This is a genomic window from Burkholderia sp. ABCPW 111 (assembly GCF_000773065.1).
GTDB classification, from domain to species: Bacteria; Pseudomonadota; Gammaproteobacteria; order Burkholderiales; family Burkholderiaceae; genus Burkholderia; species Burkholderia savannae.
Genome location: NZ_JPWT01000059.1, coordinates 1 through 15,703, shown reverse-complemented (window position 1 = coordinate 15,703; position 15,703 = coordinate 1). Strand labels below are relative to the sequence as shown.

The window sequence follows — 15,703 nt, the reverse complement described above, 5'->3', positions numbered from 1 at the left end:
TGTACGTTCCGCGCCCGCGCATGCCCGTGAGCCGCCCCCCCGTGAACGCGTGGCTGACGCAGCGGCGGATCGTTCTCTACAGTAGCGTGACGCTCGCGCTTTACGGGCTGTTATTCGTAGCCTGGACCGGAATCAACCGCCGCTTCCCCGAGTTCGACGTGGTGCGGCCGGGCCCGGACTTCGCCGTGTTCTGGTCCGCGTCGTACCTCGCGCTGCACGGCGCGCCCTGGCAAGCGTACGACCTTCATCTTCTCGCGGACCTCGTGCTGACGCGGCTTTCGGATTTTCAACGCGAGAATTTCATCGCCTGGCTGTATCCGCCCACGTATCTGCTCATGGTCACGCCGTTGGCGCTGCTCCCGTTTTCCGTCGCCTATCCGTACTTCATCGGCGCGAGTCTACTGGGCTATGTCATTGCCGCACGCCGCATTTCAGGCGCCGCGAGCATCCATCGCACGCCGGGTCTCGGCTGCGTACCGCTCGTCGCCTCCCCGTGCATCTTCGTCACGGCGATCTTCGGGCAGAACGCCATCCTGACGGCCGCTTGCGCCGCCCTCGCGGTGTACTGGGTCGACAAGAAGCCCATCCACGCGGGCATTTGCATCGGATTGCTCAGCGCAAAACCGCAAATGGCGCTGCTGTTCCCATTCGTCCTGATCGCCGTGCGCGCGTGGCGCACGCTCGCGTCGGCCGCCGTCAGCGCCATCCTGTTGGCTGCGATCGCCGTGCTGGTTTGCGGCGTCGAATCGGTGCGCCTGTTCGCCGTCAACGCGGAGCTCGCGCGAACGCTGATCCTCGAGCACGGCGTCGTGTTCTGGTTCGTGTCGCCGACACCGTTCGCCGCGCTGCGCCTGAGCGACGTGCCGCTCAGTTACGCATACGCGTGGCACGGATCGGTTGCCGTCGTGGCCGTCGCCGCGGCATGCAGCGTGTGGAGACGCACGCGCGACACGCGATTGAGAGGCGCGGCGCTGTTCGTCTCCACGCTCATCTCGAATCCGTACCTGTGGCACTACGAACTGGCCTGGCTCGGCATCGCGCTTGCGTGCATGGTCACGCTCGGCCTGCGCGACGGGTGGTTGCCGGGCGAGCAGGCCGCCGCGATCTGCGCCTGGCTGTTGCCGGTGTACGAGATGCTGAATCCATGGCTCGAGCTCCCGCAAATCGGCCCGATCGTGCTGCTGTTCATGCTTCTCGCCATCCTGCGCCGCACGCGAATCACGGCTCAAAACGCGAGCCTCGGCGGCGCGTAGACGCCGTAGTACGGCCCGACGCCGGTCGCGACGCCAGTCAGCTTGACGCCGCCGACGAAGTGGCCCTGAACGTACTTGGCGGTGCCGCCGAGCGACGCATCGATGTGGAAGGCGGCAAAGGCGACGATCGGGACATAGCTCTTGGTGGATGTCTGCGTGACGACCGGCAGCACCACGGTCGTCCCGACCGGGACGGAGCTGTAAAGCGCCGTCTTTGCCCCGGTGACGAGCCAGATGCTGTCGCCGATGGCAAGCGACGCCGGGTTGCCGGCCGTCATCAGGTTCGTCATCGTCGTCACGTCGTTCGCGGTCGACTGAAATGAAGTCCATTGACCGGCCGTGCATGACGAGCCGTATGTCTGCCCGTTCGTCACGATGAATTCGTACGGCAGGTTCGTCAACGGATTGACGAGCGGCTGATTGGTCGCCAGATTCCAATATTGGTTGTAGACGCATTGATCCAGCGCGATCGGAAACAACCCGCCCGCGGCGACCGCCCCCGGCGCCGCGATCGCGGCCACGGCGGTCGCGCTGCCGGACACGCTGCCGATCCCGAGCAGGCCGCCCAGCAGCAACGCAATCGCCCCGCCGTTGACGCCCGTCGCGCGCGTCATCGTGACCTGCACGGCCGGCGCGTCGTAGGTTCCGGGCGTAATCGTCGACGCTTGCATGCTGGCCGGGCTGGCGGTCAGGCTCCAGTAGCCCGCGCTGACCGTGCCGGCCGAAAGCTTCACGCCGTCGGACGCGTTGAGCGATATCGCCCCGGTGGCCGCCGATGCGGCCTGCGCCCAGTTCGGGCTGGTGCCGCCGGACGGCAGCAACGCCGCGGCGCCCGCCAGCGCCGCCGCATCCGCCGCGTTCTGCAGTTCGTTGCGCACCACCGCCACGCGCGCCGCGTCTATTGCGAACGCGCCGAACGACAGCAACGGAATCAGGAACATCAGAAAGAACAGCGCGATCGATCCGTCCTGTCGCCGCGCCGTCATCCCGCCGCGCCGCCGCTCGGGCGCATGTCGATTCGAACGTGTGGTGAGTCGCACGCGCCGCCTCATTCGTAGTTCATGACGGTCGTGGCGGTGATGGTGACGGGCCCCGTCAGTGCGCTGAACGCGGACCCCAGCACGAGACCGGTATAGGTATAGCTGACCGTCACCGACAACGGACTGCCCGAAGACGTCCCGCTCGGCTGACTGACGGTGATCGTGGGCGGGCTCGGCGTGCCGCCGGTGATGAGACTGTTCTGCGCGTACGCCAGCGCGACGCTGCTGATCTGCGCGCTCGTCAACTGCGGCACGTGCAACACGACGCCCGCGCGGGCCGCCTCGCGGCTCGCGTTCGTGATCACCGCCTTGTCGCACAGAACGAAGCTCACGTCGATGATGCCGAGGAGCACCATCAAGAGAAACGGAAGCATCAGAACGAATTCGAGCGAGACGACGCCGCGCTGCCCTCCGGCGCACCTCGCGCGTCGCGTCATTTTTTCGCCCTCGGCCCGGAATGCGCGGCGCCCGGCCGGACATCGCTCGCCGACGGCGGCGCTTCCGGCAGATCGCGCGACGCGAACTTCGCGCGCACGGCCCGATAGACGCGCAAGTTGTCGGCCACGGCCGAAGGCGGAAGCTCGGACGACAGAATCCGCTTGGCCGAATCCGCGTTGCCGAGAACGCCGTACGCGAACGCGAGGCTTTGCCGCGCCTGCCAAGGCGCATCCGGCAGGCCCGCGACATCGAGCAGGACGTTCACGCCTTCGCGCGAGCGGTTGCTCAGCACGAGCGACAACCCGAGATTGATGCGCAGCCCCTGCTCATCGGGATGCGCGAGCAATGCATTGCGATAGACCGCCTGCGCGTCCGCGTGCCGCCCGTCCATGTCGAGCGCCGTGCCGAGCCCTTCGGCCACGAGCGGGTTGCCCGGTTGCTCGGCGAGCAACGCGCGATACAGGCGAAGCGCATCGTCGAGACGGCGCTGCCGCAGCGCGACGCGGGCGAGGCCGAGCCGCGCGCCGAGCTGGGCCGGCGCCTGCTCGGCGGCCTGCGAATACAGCACTCGCGCACGCTCCAGGTTGCCGGATCGATAATAGACGTCGCCCAGGCCGAGCCTTGCCGCCAGCGAATCCGGATGCGCGTCGAGCACCTTTTCGTACAGCGTGGCGGCAAGATCGACGTTGCCGCCGGACAGCGCGCTGTCCGCAATGCGCAGATCGGCCGCCGGATCGTCGATCCGATGCGACAGCGCCGGGCGCGGCTGGAATCCCGGCTGCGTGCATCCCGCAAAGACGATCGGCAAGGCGATCGCAAGCCAGGCCGTTTGCAAGATCGAATGTCTCATTTGAATATCGTGAGCAGGCGTATCACCGCGGGGCCGCCCGCGATCAACGCGACGGTCGGCAGAATGAACACCATCATCGGCAGCGTGATTTTCGGCGCGAGCTTCGCGGCTTTCTCTTCGAGCGCAAAGAGCTGCTCCGCCCGTTCGGCCCGAGACAGCGTGCGCAATGCCTGCGTGATCGGCGTGCCGTATTGCTGGGATTGAATCAGCGTCGCGGCGAGGGATCGCGCGGACGGAAGGTCGACTCGCGCGGCGAAGTTGACCAGCACGACGGCACTGCCTTCCCCGATCGTCATCTCGTCCGCGCAAACGGACAATTCGTCGGCAAGCGGCGGGCAGATGCGCACCAGTTCGAGCGCGACGCGCTTGATGCTGGTCACGAGACTGTTGCCCGCCATCGTGCAAACGACGAGCAGGTCGAGCGCGTCGGGCAGGCACGCGGCAATCTTCCGGCGACGGCGGGCGATCAGCGCGGCGAGGACATACTCCGGCACGATCAGGCCGACGACGAAGGCGCCCGTCATCGCCAGCAAACGAATGACGACATACGCGCCGAAGCGGGGGATGAACGGGCTCAGGAGAAGCGCGGCGCCCGCGAATAGAAGGCCGCTCGACAACTTGATCCCGATCATCGACGACACCGCGCGACGATCGCGCAAACCCGCCCGAGTCAATTGGCGGCCGAGCTTCACGCGCTGCATCGGATCGAATTCCGGCAACCGCTCTCCGAGCTGCGCCAGCCGCCGCGACAGCCCCTGACGAAGATCCCCGGCCTGGAACATCGTCATTCCGGACGTCGCGCCCGCCTGCCCGGTCGCGCGCCGCACGCGCTCGGCGATCCTAGCGCGCGTCCGCGCGCCCGGGTCGGCGAGCGCGACGGCGACACAGCCCAGCACGAGCAGCAACGCGAATCCGCGGCTGAGCAGGAACCACGCGGAGATGCCGGGAAAGGCTGTCATCTTGACGTATCCAGTTTCGACAATTTCCGGATCAGCACGAGCCCGATCGCGAGCATCACGGCGGCCGTCGTCAGCATCGTGTGGCCCGCATCCGTCTCGAACAGCAGTTCGACGTATGCCCGGTTCACGATGTAGAGCACGCCGATGATGACGAACGGCATCGCCGAAATGATGTTGGTCGTGATGCGCCCTTCGGCGGTCAACGCCCGGGATTTCAGCCGAATGTCCCGCCTGGTGCGGATGATCGCCGACAGCTCATCCAGGGTTTCGCCGAGGCTTCCTCCTGTCTCGCGCTGCAGCAGCAAGTACACGGCGAACAGCGAAAAGTCCGCGATCAGGAGCCGCCCCGCCGCCTGGCTCAGCACGTCCTTCAGCTCCACACCCAGCCGAAGGCGGTCTCCCATGACGCGAAACGTCGAGCGCACCGGCTCGGCCGCGGCCTCGCCCGCGGTGCTGATCGCCTGCGTGACCGGAATGCCGGCGCGGGCCGAGCGCACAATCAAATCGATCGTATCGGGAAAGGCCTCCAGAAATCGGGTGCGAAACCGCGAGATCAACGCGCGATAGCTGAGCCTCACCGCAAGAAGCGGCAACCCCAGATAAATGAACGGACGCATCGCGCCGGGCGGGTCGAAGAACGCGATGACCGACGCCGCGGCGATCACGCCGGCCACCGCGCTCGCGCCCACGATGCGCAGGCCGCCGCTGCCGGCCACGGTACGAACGCGCTGGACGTATTGCTGAAGCCACGATCTAAGCCTGCCGCGCCGCTGTTCCAGGTTGAGCAGCGCGGTTCCGGATTCCGCCCGGGCGAGCGCCGCGCCGCCCGCATCCGCCGGCACGATTCGATGAAGCCGTTCGCTTATCAGGCGCTGCGGCGAATTGCGCACGCGATCGCGCAGCGACATCAGCGCCAGGCCGATCGCCGCGATCACGAAGAATGCACAGACGGCAAAGACATTCGCCGTCATGATCGGAAGACCTCGTCCAACGAACTCTCGAGGCCGAAATAGGCGGCGCGCGCCGCAAACGCCGGCCGCAGCGACGTCGTTTCGAAACCGCCCTTGACCGTCTCTCTCGACGTGTCGGCATCCTGACGAAACAGGAACAGGTCCTGCGTGATGACCACCTCCCCCTCCATGCCGACGATCTCGGTGACTTTCGTCACGCGACGCACGCCGTCGCGCATCCGTTCGATCTGGATGATCAGATGCACGGCGCTCACGATCTGGCGGCGGATCGACAGAAGCTGGAGATTGGCGTTCGCCATCATGACCATGCTCTCGAGCCGGTTGATCGCGTCGCGCGGGGAGTTCGCGTGGATCGTCGTCATCGAGCCGTCGTGGCCGGTGTTCATCGCTTGCAGCACGTCGAACGCTTCCGGGCCGCGAATCTCGCCAAGAATGATTCGGTCGGGCCGCATTCGCAGCGCGTTGCGCACGAGATCCCTTTGCGAAATCTCGCCCAGCCCCTCGGTGTTCTCCGGGCGCGTTTCCAGGCTGACCACGTGCGGCTGAAGCAGTTGCAGCTCGGCGGCGTCCTCGATGGTCACGATGCGCTCGTGCTCCTCGATATGCTGCGACATCGCGTTGAGCAGCGTCGTCTTGCCCGAGCCGGTGCCGCCTGAAATGACGACGTTCAGCCGGCATGCGCATGCGAGCTTCAGCGCCTGGAGCATCGTCGGCGAGAGGTTGCCCTGCTGCGCCATGCGCGCGAGCGTGATGTCGCGCTTCGCGAACTTGCGGATCGAAATCGACGGGCCGCGCATCGCAATGGGCGGCAGCACGACATTGACCCGGCTGCCGTCGGCGAGCCGCGCATCGACCATCGGGCTGCTTTCGTCGACCCGCCGGCCCACGGCGGCCGCGATCCGCTGCGCGACGCCGATGACGTGCGCATCGTCGCGAAACTTCAGCGACGTGAGCTCGAGGCGTCCGCTGCGCTCGACGTAGACCTGATCGGGGCCGTTCACCAGAATGTCGGTGACGGCGTCGTCCGCGAGCAGCGGCTCGATCGGCCCGACGCCGAACATGTCGTTCAGGATCGCGTCGACGATCAGCACCTGTTCGCCCGCGGTGATTTTCAGTTGCTCGCGCTCGGCCGTATGCGCGGCGACCTGTTCGATTCCCGCGCGCACCTCGTCGCGCGTCTTCATGAGCGCGGCGGACATGTTCATCGACGCGAACACCGCCGAGCGGATCACATCGAACTTGCCGGATCGAATCAACGCTTCGTGGCTGTCGGCGGCGGGCGCCGGAACGCGAACGGCGGGCTGCGCCGCAGCCGGCTTCTCGGGCGGCGTCGGCCGGGCGGGTTCGCTATTTCGCGTGCCGAACGTCACGATCCTCTCCTCCACTTCACGAACCGCGCATACCACGCCTCGGCGACAGACATCGGCTCGCCGGTGATGCCGTCCGCGAGCCGGCGGATTTCGTGCAGGAAGCCGACGCGTTTCGCATCGCCGACGGGTTCGGCGAGATTCTCCGCGACAGCGAGCGTCTGAGGTTCGTGCGGCAGCTCGCGAACGTTGATCCGTTCGAACGCCTGCGCGAATTCGGCGGGCTGAACGCGGCCGGCCACCGGTTCGAGCGGATTGTTCAGGAGTACCGACACGCTCCGCTCGCCGGGCAGTTGCTGCGCGAAGCGCACGAGGCGCGCGCATTCGTACGCGGCGTGAACCGAGCGATCCGCGACGATGTAGACGAGATCCGACGCGAGCAGTGCGTCCTCGATCAGCTCGCTAGCCTGAACCGGAACGTCGAGCAGCACGTAGTGGTACTTGCCCTTCAGCGTGTCGACGAGATCCGCGATGGCGCCCGCGCGCACCGGCGCAGCCGCTGCGTACGGCAGCTCGGCTGACAAAATGCTCAGCCGGTCGCCCTTCGCGACGGACATGCGCTCGATGAACGCTTCATCGGGACGTTGCTCCATTTGCAGCAGCTCGGTCAGCCCGTTGTTGCTGCTGAGACCGAGCAGCGAATTGGCCGCGCCGCCGTGCAGGTTCAGATCGACATAGGCGACCCGGCGCAGCTTCTCGTCCGACAGGCAGCGGGCAAGGCAAACCGCGATCGTGGTCGTGCCCACGCCGCCGCGCGCGCCGACGAAGCTGACCGTCTTGCCGGTGCGGACCTGCGCGATGGCCTCGTCGGTCGTCAGCGCGCGCCGCAACAGTTCGACCGTGATCGGCTTGACGAGATAATCGTGCACGCCGATCCCGAGCAGATTGCGAAACAAGCCGACGTCGTTTCGCGTGCCGATCGCCACGACGCGAACCGACGGATCGCACATCTTCGCCAGGCGCATCAGATCGGAAACGGGCATCGCGCAATCCGATATGTCGACGACGAGTTGGCGCGGCGAGCGTTCGCTCTGCTGCAGCAGCCTGATCGCATCGTCGAATTGCCCGATCTGCAGATGCATCCGCGTGATGGCCAGATCCTGCGCGAAGCGGCGGATGACATCCTCGCTTCCCGGATCGGACACGACTGCGACGAAGTCCACCGTCCTCGCGGCGGCGGTGCGTTTGAAGGGGCGACGTTCCAGGACTTTCATGTGCGTGGGATCGGCATTCGATCGGAGTCAGTGAGCAATCGTCGTCGTGTTCGATCTTGCGGACGTGGGCTGCTTCACGCGGTCCTCCATGAACCGGCGAACGGCGTCGGCCGCGAACGCCGCGTCCGCGCCGGCGTAGGGCACGGGCGCGACGAGATCCTCGGGCCGCGCCAGCATCGCGGCAAGATTCCTGTACGTCGCGCATCCGAACGCGACGCTCGGCCGCCGGTATCCCGCGTCGACGAAATGCGACGGCTCCGCCAACCGGCCGCAGTCGGGCGGCACCGCGCGCACGCCGTCGAAGCCGATCGCCGACGCATCCGGCAGATCGAGCGGCGGCGGCGCCGACAGACAGCTCGCCAGCGCCAGCGGCGTCAGCGCGAAGGCGATCGTTCGAACGCGCATCGTGGCCTCCCGACAGTCAATAGACAAAGCCCGCCGCGCCGACGAGCCGCGGCGTGTCGCCCGTCAACAAATCCAGCCCCAGATTGCGCTGGAGCGCGAACTCGAGATCGCTGCTCGGCCGCGTGACGCTGTCGATCGCGTGCTCGAGCTGGCCGGGGCCGGCCGGCTGAACGATGTACGGCGTGACGATCACGACGACCTCGGATTTGTTGTCCTGAAAACTCTTCGACGAAAACAGCCGGCCGATCACGGGCAAGCGCCCGAGCCCCGGCAGTTGAGAGACGATGTCGCTCGTCTCGCTCTGCAACAGGCCGCCGATCGCGAAGCTCTGCCCGCTCGACAGCTCGACCGTCGTCTCGACGCGCCGCACGGTAAGCGCCGGCACCCGGACGCCGCCCGTCGTCACGCTGTTCGCCGGATCGATCTCGCTGACTTCCGGCCGCACCTTCAAGCTGATCCGGTTGTCGGCCAGGACGGTCGGCGTGAAGTCGAGCGACACGCCGAACGGCTTGAATTCGATCGTGATCGCGCCCGTGTTGTTTTGCGCGATGGGAATCGGTATCTCGCCGCCGGCGAGAAAGCTCGCCGTCTCGCCGGACATCGCGGTGAGGTTGGGCTCGGCCAGCATCGTGATCAGCCCTTCCTGATCGAGCGCGTCGAGCACGACGTCGATCGACCATCGCGACGTATGGAAGCCGCCGCGAACGGAGAACGCGCCCGTCGGCGAAAGATTGAACTGGTTGGTCGTCGGGTCGAACAGCGTGCGCCCGTTGAACAGGCCGCCGACGAAATTGCCGACGTTGCCGAGCGAGCTCCAGTTGATGCCGAGCTGCTGCGTGATGTTGCGATCGACCTCCGTCACCCTCACCCGCAAGTTCACCTGGACGGGCCGGGACAGGGTCAGCCTGTTGACGATTTTCTCCTTGTCGCGCAGGTAGGGCGTGAGCGATTGCATCACGGCGTCCGCGTCCGCCGCGCTGGGTACGCGGCCGCTCACCATCAGCGACCCGGGCGCGCCGGTCACGGTCACGCCCAGTTGCGGGAACCGGGTGTCGAGCACGCGCTGCAGCGATTGCGTATCGACCTGGACCACGATCGTCTTGCGCAGGATCGTCCGGTTGTTCGCGCCGAGCGCGATCAGCGTCGTGGTGCCGGCCTTCTTGCCGAGCACGAACACGGTGCGCGGCGTCGGCACCTGAACGTCGGCGATGGCCGGGTCCGCGACGAACATCGCGACGGCCGGCTCGGGCAGCGACAGCATCTCGCCCTTGCCGCTCGCGACGATCAGCGTCGAACCCGAATCCTGCGCGAACGCGCCGAGCGCGCACGCGATCCCGAATCCGGCGATTCCCAGCCGACAGCAGCAAGCGAGCGAGCGGACTATGCGCAACATTCGTGTCCCCGTCAGAAGCCGAACGGCGATTGAGTGAAATCCAAACGGTCACTGCGTCGTCGCCCGAGGCGGCGTCGCCCCCTCGGCCACCCCGCCGCTGCTCGCCAATCCCGGCGGCAGCGGCGGCAAGCCGGGCGTGCCGGTATTTCCGGCCGGCGCGCTGTCGGCGATGCTCGAACCGCGATAGATGACCACCGACTGCAACGGCAACTGCTGCCGGGCGAAGTCTCGCGACGAAGCCTGCGAGCGCGCCGAATCGCGAAACGCGCGCGACACGTCGCCCGCCCAGACGGGCGGCGTATCGGGCTCCATCTCCTCGCCGCCCGCCGGATGACGGCGGTCGCTCGTCGCGAAGCTGCGCAGCGCGAGCGACAACGCGCCGAGACGCGTCGCGACCGATACCACCTGCGCCGTGCGCGGACTGACTTCGAGCGTCACCGTTCGCGCCCGCGCGGTCGACTCGGCCGCGTTGGACGCCTTCGGCCGCTGGAACTCGGAACCCACCGCGAGCACGCGGATGCGGGTGAGGACCGTTTCCGACTCGATCGCGCGCTCGAGCGGAACGGACGCCGCGGCGTTGCCTCCGATCTGCTGGGTCAGGAGCACGTCCACGTAGTCACCCGGCTGGATCAGGCCGGCGTTGCCGGAGACGTCGTCGATCGGGACCGAGATCGCACGCATGCCCGGCTTGAGCGCGGCGGCGAGAAAATCGGGCGCGCCTGCCGGTATGACGTTGTCGACGCGAAGCGGCGTACCTGCACTGACCCGGCTGCGCAGCAACGCGCCTTTGAGATCGGCGCCGGGTTGCGTCTCGACGAACGCGCCGGCCGGAATCTGGGTGCGCGGCATGCTTTGCCAGGCAAGGTCGTTGTCGCGCAGCAAGAGCCCCTCGGGCAAATCGGCCGCCGCGACGCGCACGCGCTCGAGCGGCGCCGGCTCGGCCGCCTTCTGAACCGATGCGGCCACATACAGTCCGCGCAGCACGAAGGCGCCGATACCTGCGGCGATGAGGAGCGCGGCCATTCTGATTGACTTTGGCATGACGACGGGCACGCGACGCTAATTGATGGAAGCGCTATTCGCCACCGGCGCCCATATCGCAAAGGCGCCGCCCAATGCGAGCGCAACGCCGTACGGCACGCCGCGCGCCGAGATGCATCGCGATGCCGTCGCCCCGCGCCGCCACGCGACGGCGGCGGCGATCGCGAAGCCGAGCAGCAGCCCGCCCGCCCCGACGATCAGCATCACGGGGAACACCAACGCCGGTCCCGCCCAGAGGAATATCGCCGCCGCCAGCTTGACGTCGCCTCCGCCGATCCAGCCGAGATGTCGCAATGCCCCGAACAGCGCCAACATCACCGCCGCGATGGCGGCGTGGCTCGCCACCGACGCGGAGCTGTCGCGAATGAGCGCCGCGTCCGCGAAGTAAAGCGTCGCGAGCGCGAGCACCGCGCCGTTGGCTAAACGCCGAACGCAAATGTCCTGCGCCGCGAGCAGCGCCAGAATTAGCGTAGCTGCCGCCTGTACATAGCTGGCCATAAAGAGCGCCGTCCGTTCGCGCGCCGCGACAGGGCGTCCGACCTCGCAGAATCCGTGTCGTCCCCGGCAACACGCGAAAAAAGGATTTAGATCAGGCCCGTGACTTTCGCAAGCAAAGTCGAAAAGACGTTCGGAAGCCCGGTGGACGTGCTGCTCAGAATGGTGCCCACCGCCGCGAGCGCGACAACGACGATGCCGCCGAGGACGACGTACTCGAGTGCGCTCACACCCCGTTCGTCATGCATCAGGGATTTGAAGTAGCGAATCATCAGAACCTCCATCTCACGCGATCGGACATCGATCCTTTGGCGAAGAGAACTGCGCCACCGTCACCCCGGAGGCGGCCCGGCACATCAATGGCACGAAAAGTGCGAAAACGCGCTTCGCATTCTGCGGCACGATCATCCTTGCAAGAATAATTTGCATTTTTCACCAAATCACAATCGACCGAACCCGAAAACTCCCTCGCGAATTAACGGATGGATATCGCGCCACCAATATTTATATATGACGCCGAAGCCGGATTTGCAAAATATTCATGTTTGAGCCGGAATTTAAAATTAATCGCCTTTTTGTAGCGCAACTTGCTCTGTACCTTGTGCGGCGCCGGCGTTCATTGAGCCCCGTTTGATAGCGATGCGCGATGCGCCTCTCTTCGCATCCGCAAGCGTATCGCGCGCCCCGACCCGGCATCTCCGCGCCGCTCGCGAGAGAAAATGAATTTCTCTGCCGGCGAATGCCGCGAGCCGAAGCAAATAACCACTTATTTATAAATAAATCCATCCGTCCGGATCGACATGAAAACGAATTGGATGGCAAAGGGAAATTTTTAATTCCATCTTTCCGTCCTGTGGATTTCGTGAGCGATATGCTTATTGGGCGCTCGCCTTTCGGTTCCTGAGTTTGACGGCGCCGCCGGATGTTCCCATCGCCCATCGGCGATGCTTTTCCAGTCAATTTCCTTCAAACCTTCGAAAGCAACCGATTCCATCAGACGGCAATCGCCGCCGCGACTCGTTTGGATCGCTTCGTCACGAACGCGGCTCAGCGCTGCGTTCCGTTATTGGGCGAGCCGCCGCCATGCGATCTCGCACTCGGCGCGTTCGGCTTCGCGCCGGGCCGTTCACGCATCGCGCGTTTTCGGCGATGGCCATCGGATCACCCGGCCGTGCGTGCCGCATGGATCGGAGGTGCCGTCTCGCGATGTCGAACGTGCGGCTCACCGCCCGGTTGCCGCACGGCAGCGACGCCGCCCCCACCGCCAACGCATGCAGCGCCCGGGCGTGGCGGCCGTGGATGGCCGGCTTTTTCGTCATCTGCATCGCCGTTGCCGCGATCACGCGCTCGCCGGCTGCGGGCAACCCGTGGCGACGGCCGCCGAAACTGTTTGAATGCCGATTTCGATTCGAACGCGCCACGTCAGAGAAGGGCCATGCCGCGAGATATTTCGACAAGCGCATTGCCAAATATGTCGATGGCCGACGGATCGCGCATGTCCGGCATGGCGTCTCGATCGCGCGAGCGGCGGCCGCGTGCACGCGCGAGCGAAACAAGGGTGCAACCGTCAGTTTCGGCATTCGGCCGCACGGCGATAACGGCTTGGCGCGGAATCCTTCCGATCAAGGCACGCGCCATGCCGTCCGCTTCCGATGAGCTGAAACGCGCGCGGCTTGCTGCGCGGCACCACCCGCATTCGCCGGGCGACGACGCGAGCGCATTGACTACGCAAAGTTCATCCGCACCGGGAATGGGTCGCGGATCAAGCGACAACACGCTTCGCGCGGGTCGCGCGACGACGCGTCATGTTGCGTTGCTCGCGACGTCGATGTGCTTGGCTTGGCCCGCGTATCGAGGTGCTGTCGTCCGCGGCGACAGTGCGGCCGTTATTGGCGGCGGCGGCAGCGCGATCCATATCGCCCTCGTCATGACCGTGCCGAACGCGCGCCTATGCAGGTGATCATCAAGCAAGAAGAGCAGCCGAATTTTCATCCGCTCGGCCGGCCTCGTCACGCGGGCGCGGCCCCTCGCACCTCGCCTTTCGGCGCTCATGCGCGGTGCCGTCCGGGTTCTGCTGCGCTCGCCGAAAAATGCGACCGCGTTCGCGCAGCGTTTGACCTCGGGCGGCCGGCGACAGCTTCGCGGAAAGCGGCAGGCTCGTTATTCGACCGCTTGAAGATCGTCCGCTGCGGTTGCGGAGCGCCTGTCGTCTGCTGTCTGCTGTCTGTCGTTCGGCCTCGGCGCTTGCGCAGCTTCCCGCCAATCCGGCGATATTTCGGACGAACAATCATGGGGAGATGCGACAGCGCATCTAGTGCGATGCCGCAATATCGGCTGCGAGCCGGTCCGCTTCAATTGCAAATATCGCATCGAGATCAATGTCGAAATCCAGATCATCAATCGCACTATGCAGCCTGACCAATCGTTTATCCATGTCAATTTCCAATAGCCGGCCCTGCTCGATATTATAATTAATTGAATCGCTAAAATCCCCGTATAGCGTTACCTGTTCTCCAATGGGAATCGCCATCAGTTTCTCCTCGATCGACTCCCGGGGAAATTTTTCGCTCTGCACGTGGCCATCGTGTTTGATCGAATAGACATATAGTGCTATCTGCCGAATGATTTCATCGTCTTTTATTCTAAGCGCAGCCTGGAGGGTTCGAACGGCGTCTATCCAGCGATCTATTTTCGTCCTGGTCGCTTGGTTTGCGCCTGATTTTCCATACAAGAACCGAAAATGCAGCGGGGTAATCGTGCGCTGCCACGGCGTCAAGAACTCTCGCCTCACGCGCTCGATCAATTTTTCATCATGAAGCGAGTCGATCTCGATCTTGAAATTGTCGACGTCTGCGGGGCGCGGCCTGACGCTGATCGCCATTATTTTATCGACGAATATATCGCAATATTTATCATGGCCGCGCCTGACCGTTATCGTCCTGCTTTCCTGATCCAGGCTGTGGACAATGCCTGAGATCGTTTGTCCGTCATTGATTATGGCACTAATAATACAGCCGCTCTCAATGAGGGAGATGCACTGTTTCCGGTCCATGATTTCTCCCGAAGCTGGACGGCATATTAATGCTACCGCACGCCATCAAACGGGTAAACATCGGATTGCCTCCCCGTCGTCGTTTTGATTTTGTGCTCGAATTTCGTGATTAAACGCGGCGAACCCATCCGGGTTCGCCGCGGATTGCACATGAATTCGCAACCGATAGCGAAATTGTTTGTTCATGCGGCCATGCATCGCTTGCGCCGTCGTCTTTCTCCACGGTTCGATTGTCGTTTTCGTCGGCCTCTGTCGCGACGAGCGCCGATCCGCTGAGTTACGACACGATGCGCATGGTGGACAAAATCAAGACCGCTGATTGGCTAGCCGAAGGTACGATCTGCCGAGAAATCGGTCACCGCAATTTGAGGCGCATGAATCCGCCCCACAGTGCATCAAAACACACGATTTTCGCGCGCCGTGAAACGGACGACACCGCGCGCCATACGGGCTGGCGAGCGGGCTGGACGGTTGCAAACCGTCCGATCAAGCGAAGCCCGCAGGCGAGGAAGGGACCGCGCGGCAGGCAAGATGCCGGTGGACATGATGCAACCCTCCTCGCGTCAGCCCATCGGCCGGAACGCGAGAGGACTCAACCACCGCAACGGCATCAGCCCCAAGACGGTCCTGACACCCAACGGCGAACTGAAACGGAATATTCCGCGCGATCGGCAGGCGACGTCCGAGCCACAGCGCTTCGGCACCACGCAGGCCGCGCAGCCCATCGAATGGCTGTCGGACAACGGTTCGGCCTACATCGACCACCGCACACGCAGCTTCGCTCGGGAACTGGGCCTTGAACCGCTGACCACGCCGGTCCGTTCGCCGCCGAGCAATGGCATGGCCGAATCGTTCGTGAAGACCATGAAGCACAATTACGTCGCATGCATGGACAAGCCTGACGCATCACCGGCGCTCTCGCGTCTAGCTATTGCGTTTGAACACCACATTGAGCGCCGCCCGCATCAAGCCCTGAAATACCGCTCGCCCCACGAGTTCAGGCACGCCGCAGTGCCATCAACCTAACAGTGTCCGCGTGTCCTGAGTTGCAGGGTCAACTCCGGTCGGACCGAATAGGGAGAACCACAAAGACGTTCACTGATTGACGTCTTGACTCGATAACTCATCACCGAACAGTTGATCGGAAATCTGCGCCATCGCATGAAAAACCGGCTCGAGCAACTTGCCCCTGTCGGTAATCATGTACTCGACATAGGGCGTGGCC

Annotated in this window: 15 protein-coding genes and 1 pseudogene; 3 read left to right on the top strand and 13 right to left on the bottom strand. The window is 64.8% G+C overall.

What is annotated here, in order from left to right; genetic code table 11:
- Window positions 1–20 precede the first annotated feature (20 nt).
- On the top strand, window positions 21–1,253 hold the full coding sequence (locus X946_RS10915; RefSeq protein WP_038747169.1) for a glycosyltransferase family 87 protein: 1,233 nt from the start codon (window positions 21–23) through the stop codon (window positions 1,251–1,253).
- On the opposite strand, the gene X946_RS10910 is transcribed toward X946_RS10915, so the two are convergent.
- From X946_RS10910 to X946_RS10855, 12 genes are all read right to left on the bottom strand, one after another.
- Entirely contained in the window at window positions 1,226–2,239 is a 1,014-nt protein-coding gene (locus X946_RS10910) for a TadG family pilus assembly protein (RefSeq protein ID WP_038747036.1), read from the bottom strand. The genes X946_RS10915 and X946_RS10910 overlap by 28 nt on opposite strands.
- A 62-nt stretch (window positions 2,240–2,301) precedes the next feature.
- On the bottom strand, window positions 2,302–2,730 hold the full coding sequence (locus X946_RS10905; protein WP_038747033.1) for a TadE/TadG family type IV pilus assembly protein: 429 nt from the start codon (window positions 2,728–2,730) through the stop codon (window positions 2,302–2,304).
- Window positions 2,727–3,581, bottom strand: a complete 855-nt coding sequence (locus X946_RS10900) for a tetratricopeptide repeat protein (protein ID WP_038747030.1) — start codon at window positions 3,579–3,581, stop codon at window positions 2,727–2,729. Before X946_RS10900 ends, X946_RS10905 begins: the two co-directional genes overlap by 4 nt.
- Window positions 3,578–4,540, bottom strand: coding sequence for a type II secretion system F family protein (locus tag X946_RS10895; RefSeq protein ID WP_081989503.1), 963 nt, complete (start codon window positions 4,538–4,540; stop codon window positions 3,578–3,580). The genes X946_RS10900 and X946_RS10895 overlap by 4 nt, the downstream gene beginning before the upstream one ends.
- Window positions 4,537–5,511 carry a type II secretion system F family protein gene (locus X946_RS10890; protein WP_038747027.1) on the bottom strand — a complete coding sequence of 325 codons (975 nt, stop codon included), beginning with the start codon at window positions 5,509–5,511 and terminating at the stop codon, window positions 4,537–4,539. Before X946_RS10890 ends, X946_RS10895 begins: the two co-directional genes overlap by 4 nt.
- Window positions 5,508–6,881 carry a CpaF family protein gene (locus X946_RS10885; RefSeq protein ID WP_038747164.1) on the bottom strand — a complete coding sequence of 458 codons (1,374 nt, stop codon included), beginning with the start codon at window positions 6,879–6,881 and terminating at the stop codon, window positions 5,508–5,510. The genes X946_RS10890 and X946_RS10885 overlap by 4 nt, the downstream gene beginning before the upstream one ends.
- Window positions 6,878–8,092 carry an AAA family ATPase gene (locus X946_RS10880; protein ID WP_038747025.1) on the bottom strand — a complete coding sequence of 405 codons (1,215 nt, stop codon included), beginning with the start codon at window positions 8,090–8,092 and terminating at the stop codon, window positions 6,878–6,880. Before X946_RS10880 ends, X946_RS10885 begins: the two co-directional genes overlap by 4 nt.
- A gap of 27 nt (window positions 8,093–8,119) precedes the next feature.
- Window positions 8,120–8,497 carry a CpaD family pilus assembly lipoprotein gene (locus tag X946_RS10875; protein ID WP_038747022.1) on the bottom strand — a complete coding sequence of 126 codons (378 nt, stop codon included), beginning with the start codon at window positions 8,495–8,497 and terminating at the stop codon, window positions 8,120–8,122.
- 16 nt (window positions 8,498–8,513) lie between these two features.
- On the bottom strand, window positions 8,514–9,890 hold the full coding sequence (locus tag X946_RS10870; protein WP_038747019.1) for a type II and III secretion system protein family protein: 1,377 nt from the start codon (window positions 9,888–9,890) through the stop codon (window positions 8,514–8,516).
- A 48-nt stretch (window positions 9,891–9,938) separates the two neighbouring features.
- A complete protein-coding gene (gene cpaB, locus X946_RS10865) occupies window positions 9,939–10,931 on the bottom strand; it encodes a Flp pilus assembly protein CpaB (RefSeq protein WP_038747016.1) in 993 nt (330 codons plus the stop codon).
- 18 nt (window positions 10,932–10,949) lie between these two features.
- Window positions 10,950–11,429, bottom strand: coding sequence for a prepilin peptidase (locus X946_RS10860; protein WP_038747013.1), 480 nt, complete (start codon window positions 11,427–11,429; stop codon window positions 10,950–10,952).
- A gap of 86 nt (window positions 11,430–11,515) precedes the next feature.
- On the bottom strand, window positions 11,516–11,698 hold the full coding sequence (locus X946_RS10855) for a Flp family type IVb pilin (RefSeq protein ID WP_038747161.1): 183 nt from the start codon (window positions 11,696–11,698) through the stop codon (window positions 11,516–11,518).
- Window positions 11,699–12,632: 934 nt separating this feature from the next.
- Between X946_RS10855 and X946_RS10850 the strand changes: the two genes are divergently transcribed.
- Complete coding sequence (locus X946_RS10850; RefSeq protein WP_156440160.1) at window positions 12,633–13,082, top strand: hypothetical protein; 450 nt, start codon at window positions 12,633–12,635, stop codon at window positions 13,080–13,082.
- A 655-nt stretch (window positions 13,083–13,737) separates the two neighbouring features.
- Here the strand turns inward: X946_RS10850 and X946_RS10840 are convergent.
- Window positions 13,738–14,478, bottom strand: coding sequence for a hypothetical protein (locus X946_RS10840; protein WP_038747007.1), 741 nt, complete (start codon window positions 14,476–14,478; stop codon window positions 13,738–13,740).
- Window positions 14,479–15,159: 681 nt separating this feature from the next.
- Here X946_RS10840 and X946_RS10835 point away from each other — a divergent pair.
- Window positions 15,160–15,504, top strand: a pseudogene (locus X946_RS10835) (integrase core domain-containing protein); the annotation flags it as partial.
- Window positions 15,505–15,703: the final 199 nt, after the last annotated feature.